Origin of the sequence: Streptococcus sp. 121, assembly GCF_016458205.1 — a bacterium.
In the GTDB taxonomy this organism is placed as follows: Bacteria; Bacillota; Bacilli; order Lactobacillales; family Streptococcaceae; genus Streptococcus.
Genome location: NZ_JAEMED010000037.1, coordinates 1 through 19,845, shown reverse-complemented (window position 1 = coordinate 19,845; position 19,845 = coordinate 1). Strand labels below are relative to the sequence as shown.

The 19,845-nt window shown below is 40.9% G+C and carries 21 protein-coding genes; all 21 read right to left on the bottom strand.

Annotated elements, in window-relative coordinates:
- Positions 1 to 148 precede the first annotated feature (148 nt).
- Positions 149 to 1,939 carry a glycoside hydrolase family 3 protein gene (locus JEQ21_RS07745; RefSeq protein WP_199364790.1) on the bottom strand — a complete coding sequence of 597 codons (1,791 nt, stop codon included), beginning with the start codon at positions 1,937 to 1,939 and terminating at the stop codon, positions 149 to 151.
- A gap of 13 nt (positions 1,940 to 1,952) precedes the next feature.
- A complete protein-coding gene (locus tag JEQ21_RS07740) occupies positions 1,953 to 2,750 on the bottom strand; it encodes an HAD family hydrolase (protein WP_199364789.1) in 798 nt (265 codons plus the stop codon).
- Between the two features lies 1 nt (position 2,751).
- The gene (locus JEQ21_RS07735; protein WP_199364788.1) at positions 2,752 to 3,591 is read right to left on the bottom strand and encodes an SDR family oxidoreductase; all 840 of its coding nucleotides are present in this window, start codon (positions 3,589 to 3,591) and stop codon (positions 2,752 to 2,754) included.
- A gap of 3 nt (positions 3,592 to 3,594) precedes the next feature.
- Positions 3,595 to 4,695: a mannonate dehydratase gene (locus JEQ21_RS07730; RefSeq protein WP_199364787.1), complete on the bottom strand. Its 1,101-nt coding sequence runs from the start codon at positions 4,693 to 4,695 to the stop codon at positions 3,595 to 3,597.
- A gap of 11 nt (positions 4,696 to 4,706) precedes the next feature.
- Entirely contained in the window at positions 4,707 to 6,107 is a 1,401-nt protein-coding gene (uxaC, locus tag JEQ21_RS07725; protein WP_199364786.1) for a glucuronate isomerase, read from the bottom strand.
- A gap of 1 nt (position 6,108) precedes the next feature.
- Positions 6,109 to 6,729 (bottom strand): bifunctional 4-hydroxy-2-oxoglutarate aldolase/2-dehydro-3-deoxy-phosphogluconate aldolase, encoded by a 621-nt coding sequence (locus JEQ21_RS07720; RefSeq protein ID WP_196967468.1) that lies wholly within the window; start codon positions 6,727 to 6,729, stop codon positions 6,109 to 6,111.
- A gap of 150 nt (positions 6,730 to 6,879) precedes the next feature.
- Positions 6,880 to 7,590 carry a FadR/GntR family transcriptional regulator gene (locus tag JEQ21_RS07715; RefSeq protein ID WP_199364785.1) on the bottom strand — a complete coding sequence of 237 codons (711 nt, stop codon included), beginning with the start codon at positions 7,588 to 7,590 and terminating at the stop codon, positions 6,880 to 6,882.
- A gap of 42 nt (positions 7,591 to 7,632) precedes the next feature.
- Entirely contained in the window at positions 7,633 to 9,432 is a 1,800-nt protein-coding gene (gene uidA / locus JEQ21_RS07710; protein ID WP_199364784.1) for a beta-glucuronidase, read from the bottom strand.
- Between the two features lie 13 nt (positions 9,433 to 9,445).
- Positions 9,446 to 10,474, bottom strand: coding sequence for a sugar kinase (locus JEQ21_RS07705; RefSeq protein WP_199364783.1), 1,029 nt, complete (start codon positions 10,472 to 10,474; stop codon positions 9,446 to 9,448).
- 61 nt (positions 10,475 to 10,535) lie between these two features.
- Positions 10,536 to 12,089 carry an MFS transporter gene (locus JEQ21_RS07700; RefSeq protein WP_199364782.1) on the bottom strand — a complete coding sequence of 518 codons (1,554 nt, stop codon included), beginning with the start codon at positions 12,087 to 12,089 and terminating at the stop codon, positions 10,536 to 10,538.
- Between the two features lie 524 nt (positions 12,090 to 12,613).
- Positions 12,614 to 12,763, bottom strand: a complete 150-nt coding sequence (locus JEQ21_RS09985) for a hypothetical protein (RefSeq protein WP_233340817.1) — start codon at positions 12,761 to 12,763, stop codon at positions 12,614 to 12,616.
- Between the two features lie 12 nt (positions 12,764 to 12,775).
- Entirely contained in the window at positions 12,776 to 12,952 is a 177-nt protein-coding gene (locus tag JEQ21_RS09980) for an Rrf2 family transcriptional regulator (RefSeq protein ID WP_233340815.1), read from the bottom strand.
- A gap of 9 nt (positions 12,953 to 12,961) precedes the next feature.
- Positions 12,962 to 13,429: an SsrA-binding protein SmpB gene (smpB, locus tag JEQ21_RS07690; protein ID WP_199364781.1), complete on the bottom strand. Its 468-nt coding sequence runs from the start codon at positions 13,427 to 13,429 to the stop codon at positions 12,962 to 12,964.
- On the bottom strand, positions 13,392 to 15,668 hold the full coding sequence (rnr, locus tag JEQ21_RS07685; protein WP_199364780.1) for a ribonuclease R: 2,277 nt from the start codon (positions 15,666 to 15,668) through the stop codon (positions 13,392 to 13,394). Before rnr ends, smpB begins: the two co-directional genes overlap by 38 nt.
- 197 nt (positions 15,669 to 15,865) lie before the next feature.
- The gene (gene secG / locus JEQ21_RS07680) at positions 15,866 to 16,099 is read right to left on the bottom strand and encodes a preprotein translocase subunit SecG (protein ID WP_196090898.1); all 234 of its coding nucleotides are present in this window, start codon (positions 16,097 to 16,099) and stop codon (positions 15,866 to 15,868) included.
- Positions 16,100 to 16,162: 63 nt separating this feature from the next.
- On the bottom strand, positions 16,163 to 16,312 hold the full coding sequence (gene rpmG / locus JEQ21_RS07675) for a 50S ribosomal protein L33 (protein ID WP_199364779.1): 150 nt from the start codon (positions 16,310 to 16,312) through the stop codon (positions 16,163 to 16,165).
- Positions 16,313 to 16,329: 17 nt separating this feature from the next.
- On the bottom strand, positions 16,330 to 16,932 hold the full coding sequence (gene coaE, locus JEQ21_RS07670; protein WP_199364778.1) for a dephospho-CoA kinase: 603 nt from the start codon (positions 16,930 to 16,932) through the stop codon (positions 16,330 to 16,332).
- Positions 16,929 to 17,750, bottom strand: a complete 822-nt coding sequence (gene mutM / locus JEQ21_RS07665; RefSeq protein WP_199364777.1) for a DNA-formamidopyrimidine glycosylase — start codon at positions 17,748 to 17,750, stop codon at positions 16,929 to 16,931. The genes coaE and mutM overlap by 4 nt, the downstream gene beginning before the upstream one ends.
- Positions 17,750 to 18,649: a GTPase Era gene (era, locus tag JEQ21_RS07660; RefSeq protein ID WP_196090895.1), complete on the bottom strand. Its 900-nt coding sequence runs from the start codon at positions 18,647 to 18,649 to the stop codon at positions 17,750 to 17,752. The genes mutM and era overlap by 1 nt, the downstream gene beginning before the upstream one ends.
- A 17-nt stretch (positions 18,650 to 18,666) precedes the next feature.
- A complete protein-coding gene (locus JEQ21_RS07655) occupies positions 18,667 to 19,062 on the bottom strand; it encodes a diacylglycerol kinase family protein (RefSeq protein WP_199364776.1) in 396 nt (131 codons plus the stop codon).
- A complete protein-coding gene (ybeY, locus tag JEQ21_RS07650; protein WP_199364775.1) occupies positions 19,043 to 19,537 on the bottom strand; it encodes an rRNA maturation RNase YbeY in 495 nt (164 codons plus the stop codon). The genes JEQ21_RS07655 and ybeY overlap by 20 nt, the downstream gene beginning before the upstream one ends.
- Between the last annotated feature and the right edge of the window lie 308 nt (positions 19,538 to 19,845).

Below are 19,845 nucleotides of genomic sequence, written 5' to 3'. Positions count from 1 at the left end.
ACCCATCTTTATTTATAGAAAAGCTTGATCGTTCATAAAAATCATCAGAATTGCAATTATTTATTGCTTGTTTCTGATGATTTTTTTGATAGTTACGCAAAGATATTCAGGGTATGAATAATTCGGGTTAAAGTGACTCAATGAATTCTTATGGCTTTCTCCAGATTTGGGTATCCAAAAAACCACAATAAGCATCTACTGGAGATACACCTGTAAACTCTGATTCACCTGCTAACTTTTCAACTAGTGCTTCTAGTGTAACAGGAAGACTATCATATGCATTGATATACGTTCCTACTTGAGGCATATCTGCCAATGCAAATGGATGTTGAAGCGAAACCAGAATTGTAGGAATTTCGTGAACATAGAAGGGTTGATCTGGAGTTCCTTTAGCTGCAGGCCAAATAATCCGTTGTGTCGTCCCTCCCGAATTAACATCAACTAAATTAATAATTAAATCATAATGATTTGTGATATCTGCAATTTTACGTTTGGAAGCATAGACATTAGCCATCGCAGCGGGTCTTTGTTCAACAGGTAATTTATTGATACGTTCTTCCGTGTTTTCCCAAATGCTTACCTCATGACCACGCATTTCCAGTAATTCTTTTAAGTAGTCAGATGCACGTTTTTTTCCAGCATTAATCATAGCACCAAACCCACCTTTATAGCCTTCGACATCTACCAGTAAAATTCGCTTATAGTGATTTGGCGTTACAGGAAAAATCCCGTCTTCTTTTGCTTTAACAAGGGTGATTGATTTGTCCGCAACTTCTTTAGCTAATTCGTGTGCTTCAGGTAGACCGATACGTTTCATGGCTTCCTCTTTTGAAGGGAGAACTTCCTGGCGACGACCTTCATAGAGATGGAGTCCCAGTTTAGCTTTTAATCCTAAAGTCCGACGAAGAGCATCGAGAAGACGTTCTTCTGATAAAAGCCCCTCCTCATAACCTTGCTTCATCCATGTCAAATCTTCATCTGGATCATTGAAAAATAAGAAAAGGTCACATCCAGCTTCAATAGCTGACGGAAGTAGTTCACGTCGGGACATAGAAGAAGTCATGGCTACCATGTGACTAGCATCGGTTACAATAGCCCCATTATACCCCAGCTCACCTCGGAGTAATTCATCAAGTAATGTCTTATTTAGTGAAGCTGGAAGCAACTCATCCACAGAACGATCTGGATGCATCTCTTGTTCTACACGTGGTAAATGAATATGCCCAGCCATAATTCCAGGAAGACCCGCTTCCGCCATCTCACGGTAGATTCGACCAAAGCTATCCATCCACTCAGCTTTTGACATTGGATTAGATGCAAAGGAAAGATGATGGTCTCGCTCATCAATTCCATCTCCAGGGAAATGTTTCGCAAATGGTAAAATCCCCTCTTCCATAATCCCTTTCATATACTCTTTTGAAAGTTCTATAACTTGTTCAACATTCGCTCCCCAAGTTCGATTTGCAATAATTGGATTTCTCCAATTGCGACTGAGATCCATGATTGGTGCAAAAGAAACATTACAACCGACTGCTCCTGCTTCAATTCCCGCAACTTTTCCCATTTGATAAGCATATTGGGGATTATTAGCCGCAGCAATTTTAACCTCATCTCCAATTTTGGTTCCATCTGTTACAGCACCATCGCCTCCTGCTTCTGTATTTGCTGCTATCAAAAGAGGAATCTTAGATTTAGTCTGAAGAATATAATTCTGTTCCCAAACCTCGCTCGCAGTCCCTTTGTTGTAGCGAACTGCAGCAATTTTATAGTCATTCAGAACACCAGTTAAATACTCTTCAGTTCTCTCACTTCCCATATTCACAAAGAGTTGCCCGATTTTTTCATCCAAAGTCATAGATTGGATGGTATTCTCAACCCAAGCGATAGCGTCATCATCCAAGTTATAAGGTTTTTTTCGTAAATCAACTTTATGTGCCATCTCATTTTCCTTTCTAGGAATCAAGGTTTTTCCAGAATCTTTGGATTTGTTCTTGTTCCATTTCTGCAGAGTAGTCCCCTCTTGCAAAAGCAGATGCCACCTGTTCCCTAAGTTGCTCCCATGATTCCTCTTCTTTTCCCACCATAATAGGATAAAAAGCTACTTCGTTATTTTTGGCAGCCTCTAGATCACCTACTGAGTCACCAACCATTAGAATTCCATTATTTATTACTCCTCCACCCATCAAAGATGCAATAATATCCGATTTCAATCCACGATCCTGACAAAAAACTTCTGATACATACTGCAGTAACCCCTGTGCTTCCCATTCCTCCATCACAGCTTCTTTATTAGCCGAGGAAACAACGACGATTTCACCAAATTGTCTCATCTGTCCGAAGCATTCCCTCACTCCTGGAAAAGCTAGAATAGGGCCTTCATAGGCTTTAATCGCCTGATTCACCCGTAGTGACCAATCCAATGCTTTGTTTAGATCTTTCGATGGACGGTTTTGCAACTCTTTTTCTAACGAATCATTGGAAAGTGAATCTGTCTCTTCCACCCACTTTTTTAAAGCTGAAATATTAGAAATACCGGCATATTCCAATCCTCGGACTAATCCAACAAAACGATTAATCCCTCTACTAATCGAGAAAAGATTAACACGATTCCATTCTCTCAGAAAGTCTTCACGATTATCTACTTCAAATACTTCTGCAGCTAATGGACCAAAAAATAATTGATGTTTGTAAGTCATTGTATCCATGGCGCAGCCATCAGAATCAACACAATAAATAACATTCTTTTCCATACTAGACTCCAGAATAGGCTGAAAATCCACCATCAATTGGCAGTACAACACCATTAACAAAACTAGACAAATTTTCATCAGCTAAGAAAAATACTCCGCCAACTAGTTCTTCCGCCTCACCAAAACGTCCCATTGGCGTATTATTCAAAATTTTATGAGCACGAGCTGTTGGCTGACCTTCGTTATCAAATAACAAAGTACGGTTTTGATTTGTTACCAAGAATCCTGGTGCAATGGCATTGCAACGAATCCCCACTTTTGAAAAATGAACTGCAAGCCATTGCGTAAAATTACTGATAGCAGCCTTAGCGCCAGAATAAGCCGGAATCTTCGTTAAAGGGGTGAAAGCATTCATACTGGAAATATTGATAATATTAGCTCCGGGGCGGCCTACCATATCCTTGGCAAAAACTTGTGTTGATAAAAGTGTCCCTAAATAATTAAGATTGAAGACAAAACTAATTCCAGCTTCGTCTAAGTCAAAGAAACTATTAGTATCCTCAGGTAAATCAACTTCATGAAATTCATTATCGGTAGTCGCTTTTGGATTATTGCCCCCGGCTCCATTTACTAAAATATCTACTGCTCCAAAATCAGCCAGAATGGTTTTACGTACTTGTTCTAAATTTGCCTTATCTAAAACATTTGATTCATAAGCCTTGGCATGACCACCCGCTTCCAAAATTTGATCTACATAAGTTTGAGCAGCTTCTTGATTCAAGTCTAATAGAGCAACCTTTGCTCCTGCTTTAGCAAATTCAGTAGCCAAGTACCCACAAAGGACTCCTCCTGCTCCCGTAACCACGACTACTTTATCTTTGAAATCAATTACTTTTACCATAAGCTACTCCTCCTTATTCCCAACAGTTTTTACTACAATTCCAAAATCAGGTATTTTACCAGACGCTCTCATATTCGCTTCATAAAGACCATTAAAATAGGTAGCACCGAGAGCTCGATCGTATAGACCATAGCCTGGTGTCTTAGTCTGGTCCCCCCAGATTCGACGACCATGATCTGGTCGAAGCGCTCCTCGCCAGTCATAGTCTACTAGTAATTTAATCACTGCATTCATATCGATATCCCCAGCTTGTGATAAATGTGCAGTCTCTTGGAATCCCCAATTGCCAGCTGTGACATTTCTCGTGTGCATAAAATGAATACGATTCCGTTGAAGGGCATACTCCATCATCGCAAGTACATCATTAGATGGATCAGAAGCATAAGAACCTACGCACATAGTCATTCCATTGTATTCAGAATCATATAGGCCTAGGAAACGTTCCACTGCTTTTTGTCCTGTGATAATTCTTGGTAATCCGAAGATTCCATATGGTGGGTCATCTGGATGAATAGCCATTTTCACACCTGCCTTTTCAGCTGTCGGCAAGATAGCCTTAATAAAATAGTCTAAATTAGCCCATAAATCTTGTTCTGAAATATTTTGTCTGTAATTCTCAATGATGGCCTTCATCTCATCCTTAGAATAAGAGGAATCCCAGCCTGGTAAATTTAAATCATCTGCAACTGGATCAACTCCCTCTAAATCTGATTTTAAAAATGCTAAAGAAGTCGTTCCATCAGGTAGGGGATGATACAAATCTGAGCGCGTCCAATCAAAGACAGGCATGAAATTATAACAGACAACAGGGATACCAGCCTGTCCTACATTTCGAATAGAAGTTTTGTAGTTCTCTATTAATTCATCACGATTGCTTTTTCCCTGCTTAATATCTTCATGAACAGGAATAGACTCAATAACGGAAATTTCAAGACCAGCTGCTTCGACTTTTTCCTTTAATTTTAGAATTTTTTCCAGTGGCCAAGGCTGTCCTACAGGCACATCATATACCGCTGTGACAATCCCTTGCATACCAGGAATTGCTTTAATTTCTTCTAACGATACTGGATCCTTTTCTCCATACCAACGAAAAGACATTTTCATAGTGTCACTCCTTATTTTCTAAAAAACGCCTGAGCATTGTTAAAGGCAATCGCTTTAACTAGCTGTTCTAAACGTGGATAATCTACTGGTACCTCGCCTTCTTCAACCCAACGCCCTATATAGGAAGCAAGAATCCTTCTGAAATAGTCGTGGCGCTGATAGGATAAGAAACTACGTGAATCTGTCAACATTCCTACAAAGTGTGCTAGAATCCCCTGTTCAGCATAGGCATCCATCTGTTGAATCATCCCTTGGCGTGTATCATTAAACCACCAACCAGCTCCAAGCTGTAATTGTGCAGCCTGCCCCTTTTCATTTGCTTGGAAATTCGCCAAGGTGTTCGCCAACACGTGATTATAATTCGGATTCAAATTGTACCAAATCATCTTAGGTAAAGCCTCTTCTTGTACTAGGTCATCCAAAATACGATTTAGTTGAAAAGCCAAATTTATTTGATCTCCCATAGAATCGACTCCTACGTCTGCCCCAAGTTTTTGCGCTAAGTAAGAATGATTATTACGTAAGGCTCCAAAATGTACCTGCGTAATAAAATCATATTGTTTATAAAAACGACACAAAACCCTAAACAATGCTGTTTGCCAAGCTTCGATTGCCTCTTGGCTCAGCTCATTCCCTTCACGGGCAGCAGCTAAAATCTGATTCAAATCAGCCGTATCCACAGGTCGGTAAACAATCTTTAAAAAACTAATATCACTAGCTCGACATCCTTGTTTGGCAAAGAAAGAGATACGTTCTCCCATCGCACTAATGAAATCCGTATAGGAATGGATCATTTTTCCAGACATTTCCTCTAACCGAGCTGTAAACTTCGCAAATTCCTGATGCTCCACAAATGCTTGATCTGGACGAAACGTAGGTGCAACAATAGTATCGAAACTTGTATCTTCAGAAAGCTTTTGATGCCATTCCAGTGAGTCTAAAGGACCATCTGTAGTCCCAATAAATTCAACATTTGATTCTGCGATGAGCTTACGAGGGCTAATAGACTTCTCTTGGATAATTGAATTTAATCGATCATACATCTCTTCCGCGTTATCTTTAGTTAGAAGCTCATTAATCCCAAAGACATTTCGCAATTCCAAATGACTCCAATGGTAAAGAGGATTTCCATAGGCTACCTCTAAAGTACTGGCCCAGGCTATAAATTTGTCAAGATTTGATGCCTCACCAGTAATATAATATTCTGAAACGCCGTTAGCACGCATTAGACGCCATTTGTAATGGTCTCCTCCCAACCATAAATCTACAATATCGTCATACACCCTATCCTCAAAAATTTCTCGAGGATCCAAGTGACAATGAAAATCATATATTGGTAATTTCTTAATAGATTGATAAAGTTGAATAGCGGAACTATTTTTTAACATAAAGTTTTCATCAAAGAAAGACATTTTAAATACCTCCTGCCGCTACAAAATCTGCTGCAATTTCTCGTATACTATCAAAACCATCCTGGTCTAGTCGTTTTACTAGAGCTGAACCAATTCCGATAGCACAGGCTCCCGCTTGTCGCCATTGAGCTACATTATCTATAGAAACCCCACCAGAGGGCATGATATTTACATCAGGAATTGGTCCATGAATATCTTTAATAAACCCTGAACCTAAGACACCTCCTGGAAAAAGTTTGATAATTGGGCATCCTGCTCGATCTGCTCGAACAACCTCTGTAACTGTTCCACAACCCGGGAAATAATAGATTCCTTCTTCTTGTGCTATAACTTGAATATCTGGATCGAAATGCGGACTCACAAGAAATGCAGCTCCCGCTTCAATAGCTTGATAAGCCAAATCTGTACTCATTACAGTACCAGCTCCAACAACAACTTGTAAATCATCTGAGAACTCCTGAACTAAATCAGCAATTACTTGATTTGCATTTGGCGTTGAATAAGTAATCTCTATATTACGAATACCTCCTAAAATCGATTGCCTCGCAATTTCCTTGGCTTCATCCTCATCTTTTCCGCGTATAACTGCAAAATAATAATTTTGTTTTATCAATTCAATCATGAGCTCCTCCTAATTGGTAACGCATTCATCTACCATTAGTATATAAATCATCAGATGAATTGTCAAGGGGTTTAATGCTTTTTAGTGCAAAAAAAATACACCCAGTAAAATAAACACTAGGTGTATTTGTATCAAATCCGAATCACATAACTATCTTTCAATTCCTTGAATTGCTTCATTTTTCTCATTCCAATCACTAAAAACAGTCTGACGTACTGATACTATATGAGCCATCATACTATCGTAAGCTCCAATTGGATGCCTATTTTGGATGGACCTGAGAATAGAACGGTGAGCCAAAACACTATCCTCTTTCATCTGACGACTTGTGTAATTCTCATTAATCAAATGAATGGATTGATTGATTACTGGCATCAAAGTTGTCATAGCAATGTTTCCACACATCTCGGCTAACATACAGTGAAATTCTACATCTAGCTCCAAATGTCGGTTATCATCAGCCTCAATTGCCTCTTCAATTTCAATAACGATGTTCTCTAATCGTTTAATATCCTCATCGGTGGCGAATTGCGCAACTCTCTCAGCAATCCTAGGCTCCAATAAATAACGAAGCTCAAAAAGATCTGTTGTCAGCTTCATACGGTCACGAACAAGTGAAAATCCCAAAGGATCTTCTACCACTCCTTTTTTAGAACTTATATAAGTTCCCGATCCTTGTCTTACTTCTAATATATTTCGACCAGCTAGACTTCTCACCGCTTCTCTAACGGTGGAACGTCCAACTTCTAAATCTTTAGCAAGTTCATACTCATTTGGTAGCCTATCCCCCACCTGATAATCTCTCGCACGAATCAACTCTAATAATTTATCTGTAGTTTGTTCTACTAATGGCTTGGCCATAGATCCCTCCTGCTATATTTTATCCTACAGATTGATTATAGACTATTTTTTCTTATAGTTGTAGTGGGGAATACTTGACCAACGTCTTTGTACCTCTTTTACAATTTGCTTTGGTTGACGATTTCTAGAGAACAATCCTTTATGATTTCCTTGAATACGGAATAAAGCAACATTCGTTTCAAAATCAGCAAAATTCCAAACTTGTTCTCCTACCACATTTGGAATAGCATCAAAAACCCGATGATTCATTTCATAATAAGCAGCCTGAAACTCCTCAGTATAAGGAATATCCCACATGGAATGTAGTCCTGGTAAAGTATCTGCACCATACTCTGTGATTAAAATTGGCTTTTTAGGATAGAGGTTTTGCCATTGCTCCAACTCTCTACGAAGTCCTTTTTCGCCATTGCTTAAATCACCATGCGCAACATACCAACCATAATAACGATTAAGAGAGACAACATCCACTAGATCCATGACTTCGTCTTTATCCGGTGTGGCTGTCATAATATTGACCAAAGTCACTGGCCGATGTGCAGGATCTGCCTCTTTCATTCTTTTAATTAAAGGAGCAAAATAATCTCGTGCCCCTAAATCATGTGAGGCTGGCTCATTGGCAACAACCCACATAACAACCGACGGATGATTTTTATCCCGTGCAATCAATTCATCAATCACTTGCTCATGGGCATCTTTTGTTTGCATGACTTCCCAAGTATTTTGCGGCTCTTCTTTTTCAGCCATTAAATCAAGAGCTGCACTAAACGATTGAAAAAGTCCAACAGCTGGAACTTCATCAATCACAACAACACCCAGTCGATCTGCCAATCGCATCATTTCTTCTGAATAAGGATAGTGAGAAGTACGAAAAGAATTAGCACCAAGGACTTTTAGTAAATTTAAATCCATCAAATTAGCTGCTTCATTTAAACCTCGACCGTTTATGAACGTATCTTCATGTTTACCAAATCCTTTAAAATAGAATGGTTTGTTGTTAATCAAAAATTGTCCATTGGAAATATCAATCTTACGGACCCCGAAGGACTCTGTATAAGTATCAATTACCTGACCTTTTTCAATTAATTCCACCTTAACAGCATAGAGGTAAGCATCCAAAACCTCCCACAAACGTGGATTTTCAACCACAATCTTATCTTCATTGAAAACACCGATCACTTGCCCTTCTTGGTCTAAAAGAATAATGTTCAGTTGTTTTGCAGTTCCTTTCACCTGAACTTCTACCCGAATTTCCGCTTGATTTAAATCTTCCGACAAGTCTGTAACAACTGTAATATCCCTAATTCTATTTTTAGGAACCCTGTATAAATAGACAGACCGATGAATACCTGCATAATTGAAAAAATCAAAATTTTCCTTAACCTTTTTATGCACCTCTCCGTTTTCATCAGTTTCCTCAAAATAATTTCCTACAGGCAGGGTTGTGTAGTCCAACACATTATTAGCAACCACTGTTAAACGTGCTGTTTCTTGATGATAATATTGTTCTGGTATTACTACTTCAAATGGAGTGAAACCACCTTTGTGTTCTCCAACCAACTCTCCTTCAATGTAAACTTTGGCTGTATGGGTTACCGATCCAAATCGAATCAAAAGTTCTTCGTATTCTGCTACTTGTGGCAAATAGATCTGACACTCATACCAATTATCACCAATAAAATCACGTTGCTTCTGATTCACCACAATGTCATTAAAGGAAGATGGGACTGCCATAACCTCATCAGACTCCATCGGCAAACTCACGTTATTTTCACCTTGTTTAAATTTCCAAATACCGTTTAAACTAGTCAGTCCACGATATCTATTTCCAATTGGATACAACATATTACTCTCCTCACTATCGTTTTATTTCAAACGAATCTTCTCTAAGTATTGCTTGAAGCTCTTGCGAACTAAATTGGGATATGTCGCCCTCAATAGTATGTTTCCAAACAAAACTAGCCATTCCGATTTCTAATATCTCTGTCGGAATTCTATTTTCAAGGTATCCATGTAAAATACCCGCAGTGAAAGCATCCCCACTACCTACACGATCTAAAACTTGAATTTGTTTTTTAGGACTTTCATAGAGCTGACCTTCTTCATAAAGATAACCTCTAAGGCAATAAGCATTGTTATAGGTCTGTTCTCGTTCAGTAAAAGCAATACTTCTAAGACCATAGACTTGGGAAATTTCATTCAGAACTTGGAGTAATAGTTTTTTATCTTTGTAAGGCCGTTTAAATCCCAAAAGATCTTTCAAGTCTCCCCCACTGTCACTCCCTAAATGAATAGGCTCCAAACCAAAACAAACATCTGCCAATTCTACAAAATCCGCTAACAAGTCCCGTGCTTCCTGAAAAGAATTCCACAAATGCTCCCGATAATTCAGATCAAGCGATATTGGAATATGGAGGGCCTTAGCTTGCCTCATCAAGTGTAGGGTTAATTCAGCAACCTGAGAACTGAGAGCAATCGTAATCCCACTAACATGAAACCAATCTACTTGATCAAAAACGGTATCTAGGTTAAAGTCAAGCTTATTCAACTGACTAAAAACACTATATTCTCGATCATAAATGATTCGACTGGGGCGTATAGAATAACCTTTTTGATAATAGTAGAGTCCCATACGGCCAGGCTTTCGTACTAGATAATTCTGACCAATCCGTTGTGAGAGTAATGACTGTTCTGCCATATGGCCTAATTCATTTTCTGGTAAACCTGTCAGTAACTCCACTTCATGGCCTAATTGACGCAACACCGTAAGTACGTTTAATTCCGAACCGCCAAACTGAATATCGAACATCCCAGTCTGTTGTAGAGTTTGATAATGAGGCGGTGAAAGGCGCATCAGTACCTCCCCTATCGATAAGACTTTCTTCATAGATCCCCCTTTCTAGTAGAAAAGCTCAGCATTGCTAAGCTTTTCCGAATCCAAAAAGTCATTACTTTTCATCGTATTGATCGACTTTATATTGCTTGACATCCACATAGTCCATATCTGTTAGTGGTACATTTTTGGCAATTGCCATAACTCGTTCTTCATCCTTTGCAGCTTTCATCACATGAATTTTCTCTTGAATTCGAGCCATTTCTTCTTGATCAAGGTTATAAAATTTCATGAGGAAAAGTGAGAGGCTAAGCGTTACCACAGGAATGACAATCATTAAAATAATTGTTGCCATTTTCAAGTCTGTAGAATAAGCTGTTTCCACAGTTGGATATTCTTTTCCAAATCCGATACCAGCTAATACAAATCCAATCACCATCGGCGCAAAAGAAGATGCGATTGAATCTGTTAGTGAGAAAATGGTTCCAATCATCCCTGACAAATAACGACCAGAGACAGATGTCTCATAGTCAGTAATGTCGGCTCCCATCGTAAGTACCAAGCCAGATGGAGCACTAGAAGCATAACGACCCAAAGTATAGGTTATAAAAAATCCTATTGTGAACAAGTTCAACGATGTCAAACTCAACATTCCAGGCTCAGCTCTAAAGAGGAAATAGGCTAAGCCAACAAGACCAAATATCCCTACCTGAAGAGCAGTTACGTAAGCAAATCGTAGACCTTTTCGCCGCGCAATTTGTGCAGCACCCAAGTTCACCAAAATACCAGGGAGAATCAATAATAGTGACATCTGACCAGATAAGGCATAATCACCAAAAAGAATACCATAAAGCATCACGACTAATACTGAATCTCCAAATAATTGACTCACAAATTTAACAAATGCTGCAGAAATGGACAAAACTTTAAGAGGCTGGTTGCCCTTGATAACTTTCCAGTAGTCTTTAAGACTAGTTTCTTGGGTCTTATCACCCAATCCAAAGTATTTCTTGTTATCTTTTTCCCAAATACCAACAATCGCTAAGATTGCCAAGATAGCAGAAATAATAATGACCCCAAGAAAAAGTTCTGTAAAGAAGCTAGCTGTAAAACCACCGTGTCTTGGAACCATACTTCCAGAAATAAAAATTTGACTTCCTGTGAAAAGCAGTGTTGTTGCAATTCCATCAATCATATTAAAGATAGGGCGCTGCTTAGGATCATTGGTCAATGCGACTTGTCCAGCTTTTGTAATGGTTTGTTGCAATGAATAACCAATCTTATGAATAATCAAAATCACTAAAAATAGAGGCATTCTGATTCCTTCATCTAAGTTCTGTAAGCCCAACATTAAAATCAATGAAATTGCAGTAATTACATTTCCTAAAACTAGAATCGGACGATATTTCCCAAACTTGGTATCTGTTTTATCAATTAAAACTCCAATAGTCGGATCAATAAAACCATCGAAAATCCGTACATAACCCATTAATTGGCTGACAAAGAGAGCCGTGAGCCCTAATACGCCCGTTGATAGATAAGTGACAAAAGTAAAAGCCATCAAATAAATATTGGTAGAGGCGTTATTTAATGAGAACAATAGAATTTGCCAGAACTTCGCTCTATTGTAGGTCACGTCCTCAATCCGCTTATCGACTCTTTTTTCCATAATCATAAACCTCCTAAGACAATTTGTGATATTCGAAAACGCTTTCCTTACTATTATCCTATTATTCATCTGATGATTTGTCAACAATTTATACGTGATTTACGAAAAAAAGTTGAATATTGAAAAAAACAGCTATAATTCATCTGATAATTATAAGAGATATATCAGACTTCTACTCTTTTTATGACTTTATACAAATTGGGAATTTCAAAATCAGAATAATCGCGGAATTTGAAAAAAATGACGAGGACAGCTGATGATGGCCGTTCAACAACCTGTTGAATATTATCCATTAAGCGTGCAAGGCACGCAATCAGTAAGTTCATCAAAGAGGCTTGACAACATCAGATATTGAAATGCAATGAGTATAGGCTCCTAACTCCCCAAAAATTATACATACTGTTCTCTCTAACACAAAAAACCAACCCCTCAGGATTGGTTTTCAGGACTATCAATTTTTCCTTGACTCGTTTCAAGGATATCTTCTAAGGTTTGCTGCTTCAAGGATACTTCCATAGCAACCTTCACTTCATCAAGGTGATGGTCCAGGACGCCATGAATGGTCCGACCAACCTCACATTGGGGATTGGGCCTATCATGATAGCGAAATAGCTTGTCTGCTCCAATTCCCCCTGTTGCAAGGTGATTTCTTCAGGTTGGCGTCCGAGCTCCATACCTCCCATACCTTAATTGGTTTGAATCAAATCAGCCTGACGGAGTTGAGACATGACTTTATGAACGATGACAGGATTCACACCGACACTTCCAGCCAAGCTTTCACTTGTCAGCATGTCTTCTTCATTTTGGCGTGCTACCAGAACCAAGATATGGACACCGATGCTGAAACGATTGGAAATGTGCATTTTTACCTCCTAGCGGTGGTTAAAGCTCTTCATCTGCCGATCAATATCACGATTTTGCTCGCGGCGTTTAATGGATTCCCGCTTGTCATAATCTTTTTTCCCTATAGCCAACCCCAGCAACAATTTGGCGTAGCCGTCCTTCAAATAAACCTTCAGAGGGACTAGTGTCATACCAGTCCCCTTGGTATCCTGTTCTAACTTTCGAATCTGCTTCTTATGGAGTAAGAGCTTACGACGGCGTTCTGGATCTTGGTTCCAGATATTGCCTTCCTCATAAGGGGCAATATGAACATTGCTTAACCAAACCTCGCCATTTTTAATTTGCGCAAAACCATCTTTCAGCGTAATCCGGGCCGCCCGAACGCTTTTGATTTCCGTTCCGGTCAAAACCATTCCCGCTTCAATGGTATCAACGATGGTATAGTCGTGGCGTGCTTTCTTATTTTGAGCGACGACCTTTCCCTCTCCTTTGGCCATGACGACCTCCTTTTTTGACTTGTTTTTTGTAAAATGGTTGGGACTGTTCCCGCTTTTCCTTGCGCTCGCCTCGCGAGCGTTTAGAACGAGAGGACTTCTTCTCCACCTCGCCGCCAGCTAGGTAGGCAAAATCGATTTCTCCAGTTTCCTTATCGGCCCGTTCAACGCGAATGCGAATGGGTTGGCCCACTCTAAAGGTTGTCCCGGTGCGTTCACCACGCAGGGATAGTGTCCGTTCATCGAAATGGTAAAACTCAGGTAGGTTGGTCACGTGAATGAGACCTTCTACCGTATTCGGGAGCTCGACAAAGAGTCCGAATTTCACGACCGAGGCAATCACCCCATCAAATTCTTGTCCCACAAAGTCCGACATAAATTCTGCCTTCTTCATAGATTCCACAAAACGTTCCGCGTCAATGGCGCGGCGTTCGCGATTAGAAGACTGTCTGGCAATGGCTGGCAATATTTCTTGGAAATGCCCTGCTTTCTCAGCACTCTTCCGATAGTCCCGCATCATCCGGTGGACCATCAAATCTGGATAGCGCCGAATCGGACTGGTAAAGTGGGTATAGAAAGGAGCAGCCAAGCCGTAGTGCCCATCATGATTATGCTCCGAATAACGGGCCTGCTGCATGCTCCGCAAGAGCATCATAGATAGAACTTCTTCATAGACCTCTCCCTTAGCAGCAGCCATGATATCCTGAAGCGATGCCTGAGTCATCTTGGAAGCCGTCCCATAAACTCGTAAGCCAAAACTGGATGTAAAATCGATAAATTTCTGTAGTTTCTCCGCTTTCGGATCTTCGTGAATCCGATAGATAAAAGGCAAATCCTTGCGGTAGAAATGCTCCGCAACGGTCTCATTGGCGACCAACATAAAGGACTCAATCATTCGCTCTGCCAAGCCTCGTTGACGCAAAACAATGTCTACCGGCTTCCCTTTAGCATTGACTAAGATTTTTGCCTCGTTGGTATCAAAGTTAAGTGCTCCACGATCAATCCGCATCTGCTCCAAAATCCTGTGCAGCTCAACCATAGCCTCCACAGATTCCAGTAATTCGGGATAGCCTTGAATCACCTCTTCTTGCCCAGCAATGATGGCGTTAACATCCGAGTAGGTCATCCGTTGGGTCGTTTTAATAACTGTTTCAGCCAACTGATACCGCACGACCTTACCTCGACGGTCAATCTCCATAATAGCCGATTGGGTCAGCCGGTCCACTTGCGGATTTAGGGAACAAATTCCATTGGACAGACGTTCCGGTAGCATGGGAACAACACGGTCCGTCACATAGACGGAAGTTCCACGCTCCAGAGCTTCCTTGTCCAAAGCAGACCCTTCCTTCACATAGTAAGAGACATCCGCAATATGAACTCCCAATTCAAAATTGCCGCCTTTCAGACGTTTGATGTGAACGGCATCATCTAAATCTTTAGCATCTGCACCATCAATGGTAAAGGTCAATTCTGAACGAAGATCTAGTCGCCCTTCCATGTCTTTGGCACTCGGAGCATCAGGAATCGCCTCCGCTTCTGCTAACACAGCCTCAGGGAAAGCAGAGACAATATCCAAAGATTCCAAAACCTCTAACACATCGATTCCCGTGTCATCTACATGACCAACGATTTCCACTAATTCTGCAAGAAAATAATTCTGCTTTTTACTTGGGTACTGCTGGATTTTCAGCTTTACCACTTCTGTACCGTCTAACTGGAAATCGCCTTTTTGAATATAAATCGGCTGTTGAATTTTTTGATTACGAGAACGAACATAGGCCGGATACTTAGACTTGCCTTCTTCCAAAACAACCTTCCCAACGACTCGGGTCAGCGAACGTTCCAGAATATCAACAATTTTCCCTTCCGCAGAAGACCCTTTCATACGATCCGCAACTTTAAGGATTTCCACCTGAACCCGATCCCCATCTATCGCCTGATCGACAAAATCACGACCGATAAAAACATCTGGCTCGGCCTCATCAACCGTCACAAAACCAAAGCCTGATTTATGGGCATGGAAAATCCCTTCAAGTTTGGGAACCTCCGATTTTTTCTTCACTTCTCTCAAAGCCACTGTTCCCTCATCCGTAAAGGACAACTTTCCCTGTTCTTCTAAACGGGATATTTCTTTGACCAGATTCGTAAATCCCTTGGCGCTTTTTATTCCCAAGGAATCCCCTAACTGATCCACTGACATTGACCCAGATTCTTTCAATAGGGCCAGAATTTCTTCTCTCATTTACACCTCTCAAAAAAGGGCGGTTGCACGCAAGACCTGTGTGATCTTGCTCCAACTCGCCCTAAATGCTAATACTCATTAAATTTCAAAACCTGACTTTGTCAAGCCTCCTCGATGAACTTTAGTTCATCGAGGAGGCCTTCCTAGCCATTTTTTTGAAATTTTTCAAGTCTTCCGATTTTGAAATTCGTTAAGTACTAAATACTTGATAACACGGCTAAGACCAAAGCAATCGCTAGCCAGAAAAAGACTAGGACAGCAGTTGTTCGCTGCATGACTGCCTCGAATCCCCGAGCTTTTGTACGTTCAAACAGATCACCTGCACTCGAATCAAAAACGTTAGAAGATTGATTCTTAGTTGGTTGCATAAAGATGACCATGACCAAAATAACAGATAGGACTAAAAATACAGTTAATAATAATTGAAACATTGCCGAACTCCTTCAAATCCCTTCTATATTAGCATAGTTTCTCCAACTTGTAAACCAAAGACCTCACTTCATTTCCTGATGAGTGGTTACCTGACGCTCCTTTGGACAATATTTGAGCACCTCAATCCGATCTGGATGCGACTGAGGATTCTTACTACTGATATAATTTTGACCGCCACAAGATTGGCAGCGCAATTGAATTTTAATTCTCATATTCTCCCATTTATCGGTTAAAAGCCTTCCCTCAAATCAGACAAGATCTGATCAATTTGCTGGTGAAGTTGTTCAAGACTGCCACGATTGTCTAGGATAAGACTGGCTAAAGGTCTCTTCTGTTCCAAAGACCACTGACTATCCAAACGCTTACGGGCTTCACGCTCGGACAGATTATTCCGCCGCATCAGGCGCTCTAGCTGGCTAGCCTCATCCACATAGACCAGCCAAATCGCATCGAACCAGTCCACGTAATCCTCCTCGAACAAAAGCGGAATGTCAAAAAAGACCACCTGCCCAGACTTCTGAGCCTGCTCCCATTCTGCTGCCAAAGCCTCTCGAATCACGCGCCCTTGCTCCCGCTTAGACCAAGCACGCAAATCCGCATCCGAGAAAAAACGTTGAGCTAGTAGGGAGCGATTCAACTCTCCTGACTCTTCTAAAATCCCATCGCCTAAGTAATCCACTAGAAGCTGATAGAGGGCCCCACCGGGAGCCTGTAATTCATGAACTACTTGATCAGCATCCACTACCTTGTATCCCAGTTTCCGTAAATAGTGGGTGACTTGGCTTTTGCCAGAAGCAATACCACCCGTTAAACCTATGATCTTGGATTTCATAACTTTTGACACCGGGGACAAACATGTGTCCCCCTTCCTCCAACTTTGATTTTTTCAATCGGATGACCACAACGAGGACAGGGATGACCTTCCTGACCATAGACTTTCAGGGTTTCCTGCATGGTCCCTGCCTGCCCAAAAGCATTTTTATAAGTACGAATCGTCGAACCACCACGAGCTACTCCCTCAGCCAAGGTTTCAATAATAGCCTTGCGAAGTTGCCCAGCTTTTTGAGCAGATAAGCTTGAAGCAGGACGCATAGGATGAATCCTGGACTTCCATAAAACCTCATCCACATAGATATTCCCTAAACCAGCTACAAGCCGTTGCTCCAAAAGGAGGGGCTTCACAGGTTTTCGCGACTTCCCTAGTCCCTCTCGAAACTCCTTGAGGAGAAAGGCTTCTTCAACTGGTTCTGGACCTAGTTTCTTGGACTGAAAATAGGCTGCTAAATCTGCCTTGGGTAAATAGTCCAAGGTTCCAAACTTTCGAACGTCCTGATAAACCAAACGAGAACCATCTTCAAAATCAATCAGAACATGCTGGTGTTTCAAGGGTTCTTGAGCTACTTCTTGAAAGAAAAACTTCCCTTCCATCCGCAGATGAGACAAAAGAACATGTTGCCCCAAATCAAAAATGAGGTACTTGCCCCGTCTCTGGACATCTTGAATTTTCTGTCCTAGCAGGTCATGTGCTAAAACGTCAGCTCCAGTCCGTACCATGGGTGGATAAAAAATGGTCACATGGGAAATGACTTTTCCTCGTAACAATGGAGAAAGACCGCGGCGAACGGTCTCTACTTCAGGTAGTTCTGGCATTAGTATTCCTTTTCATTATAACCAAAATCGGCCAAATCCAATTTCTTGTCTCGCCAATTTTTCTTCACTTTAACCCAGGTTTCTAAGAAGACCTTATCTCCTAACATGGTTTCGATATCCTTCCGGGCAAGGGTCCCAATTTTCTTGAGCATAGCTCCGCCCTTGCCAATCACAATCCCCTTTTGACTGGAGCGTTCTACCATAATGGTAGCCTGGATGTGAATTTTATCGGTCTCTTCATCGCGCTTCATGCTGTCAACCACCACCGCAATCGAATGAGGAACTTCCTCTCGTGTTAAATGAAGCACTTTCTCACGAATCATCTCAGATACAAGGAAACGCTCTGGATGATCTGTAATCATGTCCTCTGGGAAGTATTGCACGCCCTCTTCAAGGTTTTCGGACAGGACATCAATCAAGTGGGACACATTGTTCCCTTGAAGGGCAGAAATCGGAATAATTTCCTTAAAGTCCATCTGATCCTTGAAGTCCTGGATTTGATCCAACAATTGTTCTGGATTCACTTTATCCAATTTATTCACAACTAAAATCACAGGAACTTTAGCCTGTTTCAGGCGCTCCATAATCATATCATCTCCCTTACCGCGAGGCTCATCAGCTGGCACCATAAAGAGGACGGTATCCACCTCACGAAGGGTTGAGTAAGCTGCATCGACCATGAAATCGCCCAAAGCCGTTTTAGGCTTGTGAATACCAGGGGTATCAATAAAGACGATTTGTTCCTCTGGGGTCGTATAAATCCCCATAATTTTATTTCGTGTCGTTTGCGCTTTATCACTCATGATGGCAATTTTTTGCCCCATAACATGATTCAAAAAGGTCGATTTTCCAACATTCGGACGACCTAGAATCGCCACAAAACCTGATTTAAAAGACATTCATTCTCCTTCATTCTTTAAAAAAATAGATTCCAAATTTTGGGGACAAAAATAATCAGTCCCGTAATCACAGCATAGCCAGAAAAGAACAAAACCGCTCCTGCAGCCATGTCCTTTGCATGTTTAGCCAGCATCGAAAAATGATAATTAGAAGCCAAATCCACGACATTCTCAATCGCTGAGTTGACAATTTCTAGAGTAATCACCATAAAGATACTCAGCAACAAAAAGAGCCACTCAATCGCCGAAACTTGAAAAATCAAGCCTGCCACAACAACGAGAATTCCCGAAACCAAATGCTTGCGCATATTAGCCTCTTCTTTAAAAGCCGTGACAATTCCGGTTAGGGCAAACTCTAAACTAGAGATGAGATCTCGATTTTTCCACTTGCGTTTATTCCCTTGTGAGTCCATAAGCTGTCAATATCTCTTCCTGTAATCCAAACATTTCTGCTTCTTCTTCCGGGGTGTAATGGTCATAACCATTGATATGTAAAAAACCATGAACAGCCAAAAAGCCTATTTCCCGTTCAAAAGAATGGCCATAATCCTCAGCCTGCTCTAAAGCCCGGTCTACTGAAATGTACAGTTCTCCAATGTAGGCATCGAACTCACCCATGAGTTCCGCTAAGTCTGCCTCGTCCATGTCCATATCTTCAAAAGAGATCGACTCTTCTGGCTTATACTCCAAACTGACAACATCAGTCGGCCGGTCCATTCCACGATATTCCAGATTCACTTGATGGATGCGCTCATTATCTACAAAAGTGATGGCCATTTCCTTGTCTTCTTTTCCAATTCGCTTGGCTGCCGATTGCACCAGCTTTTCAATATCAACCATCATATCCCGGGACACGCGCCCAGTCTCGTCTTGCATTTCAATATACATGGAAAATCCTCATTCATATCTATTATTTCCATTATAGCACATCCCCAGTCCGTCTGTCTGAAAATCACCTATTGACCTACCCTAAATCGATCCAATTTTACCGTTCAGGACGTTTTGAAGACATTTCAGAACATCCGGGTTAGATTTTGAGATTTTGGAAGTAAAATAGAAAAAAATTTACCCCAAATTATTCATACCTAACTTAAAAACCTTCCAGAAACCGTATTGATTACAGGGTTTCTGGAAGGTTCTGCTTTTCACCCATTGGGTGAAACGTTCGACTAGACAAAAAAGGATTTCCCCTTTAT

Coding starts and splice junctions, on each gene's coding strand:
- JEQ21_RS07745 (WP_199364790.1), bottom strand. CDS start 1,939: ATGGCACATAAAGTTGATTTACGAAAAAAACCTTATAACTTGGATGAT.
- JEQ21_RS07740 (WP_199364789.1), bottom strand. CDS start 2,750: ATGGAAAAGAATGTTATTTATTGTGTTGATTCTGATGGCTGCGCCATG.
- JEQ21_RS07735 (WP_199364788.1), bottom strand. CDS start 3,591: ATGGTAAAAGTAATTGATTTCAAAGATAAAGTAGTCGTGGTTACGGGA.
- JEQ21_RS07730 (WP_199364787.1), bottom strand. CDS start 4,695: ATGAAAATGTCTTTTCGTTGGTATGGAGAAAAGGATCCAGTATCGTTA.
- uxaC (WP_199364786.1), bottom strand. CDS start 6,107: ATGTCTTTCTTTGATGAAAACTTTATGTTAAAAAATAGTTCCGCTATT.
- JEQ21_RS07720 (WP_196967468.1), bottom strand. CDS start 6,729: ATGATTGAATTGATAAAACAAAATTATTATTTTGCAGTTATACGCGGA.
- JEQ21_RS07715 (WP_199364785.1), bottom strand. CDS start 7,590: ATGGCCAAGCCATTAGTAGAACAAACTACAGATAAATTATTAGAGTTG.
- uidA (WP_199364784.1), bottom strand. CDS start 9,432: ATGTTGTATCCAATTGGAAATAGATATCGTGGACTGACTAGTTTAAAC.
- JEQ21_RS07705 (WP_199364783.1), bottom strand. CDS start 10,474: ATGAAGAAAGTCTTATCGATAGGGGAGGTACTGATGCGCCTTTCACCG.
- JEQ21_RS07700 (WP_199364782.1), bottom strand. CDS start 12,089: ATGGAAAAAAGAGTCGATAAGCGGATTGAGGACGTGACCTACAATAGA.
- JEQ21_RS09985 (WP_233340817.1), bottom strand. CDS start 12,763: ATGGAGCTCGGACGCCAACCTGAAGAAATCACCTTGCAACAGGGGGAA.
- JEQ21_RS09980 (WP_233340815.1), bottom strand. CDS start 12,952: ATGCACATTTCCAATCGTTTCAGCATCGGTGTCCATATCTTGGTTCTG.
- smpB (WP_199364781.1), bottom strand. CDS start 13,429: ATGGCCAAAGGAGAGGGAAAGGTCGTCGCTCAAAATAAGAAAGCACGC.
- rnr (WP_199364780.1), bottom strand. CDS start 15,668: ATGAGAGAAGAAATTCTGGCCCTATTGAAAGAATCTGGGTCAATGTCA.
- secG (WP_196090898.1), bottom strand. CDS start 16,099: ATGTTTCAATTATTATTAACTGTATTTTTAGTCCTATCTGTTATTTTG.
- rpmG (WP_199364779.1), bottom strand. CDS start 16,312: ATGAGAATTAAAATTCAATTGCGCTGCCAATCTTGTGGCGGTCAAAAT.
- coaE (WP_199364778.1), bottom strand. CDS start 16,932: ATGAAATCCAAGATCATAGGTTTAACGGGTGGTATTGCTTCTGGCAAA.
- mutM (WP_199364777.1), bottom strand. CDS start 17,750: ATGCCAGAACTACCTGAAGTAGAGACCGTTCGCCGCGGTCTTTCTCCA.
- era (WP_196090895.1), bottom strand. CDS start 18,649: ATGTCTTTTAAATCAGGTTTTGTGGCGATTCTAGGTCGTCCGAATGTT.
- JEQ21_RS07655 (WP_199364776.1), bottom strand. CDS start 19,062: ATGGACTCACAAGGGAATAAACGCAAGTGGAAAAATCGAGATCTCATC.
- ybeY (WP_199364775.1), bottom strand. CDS start 19,537: ATGTATATTGAAATGCAAGACGAGACTGGGCGCGTGTCCCGGGATATG.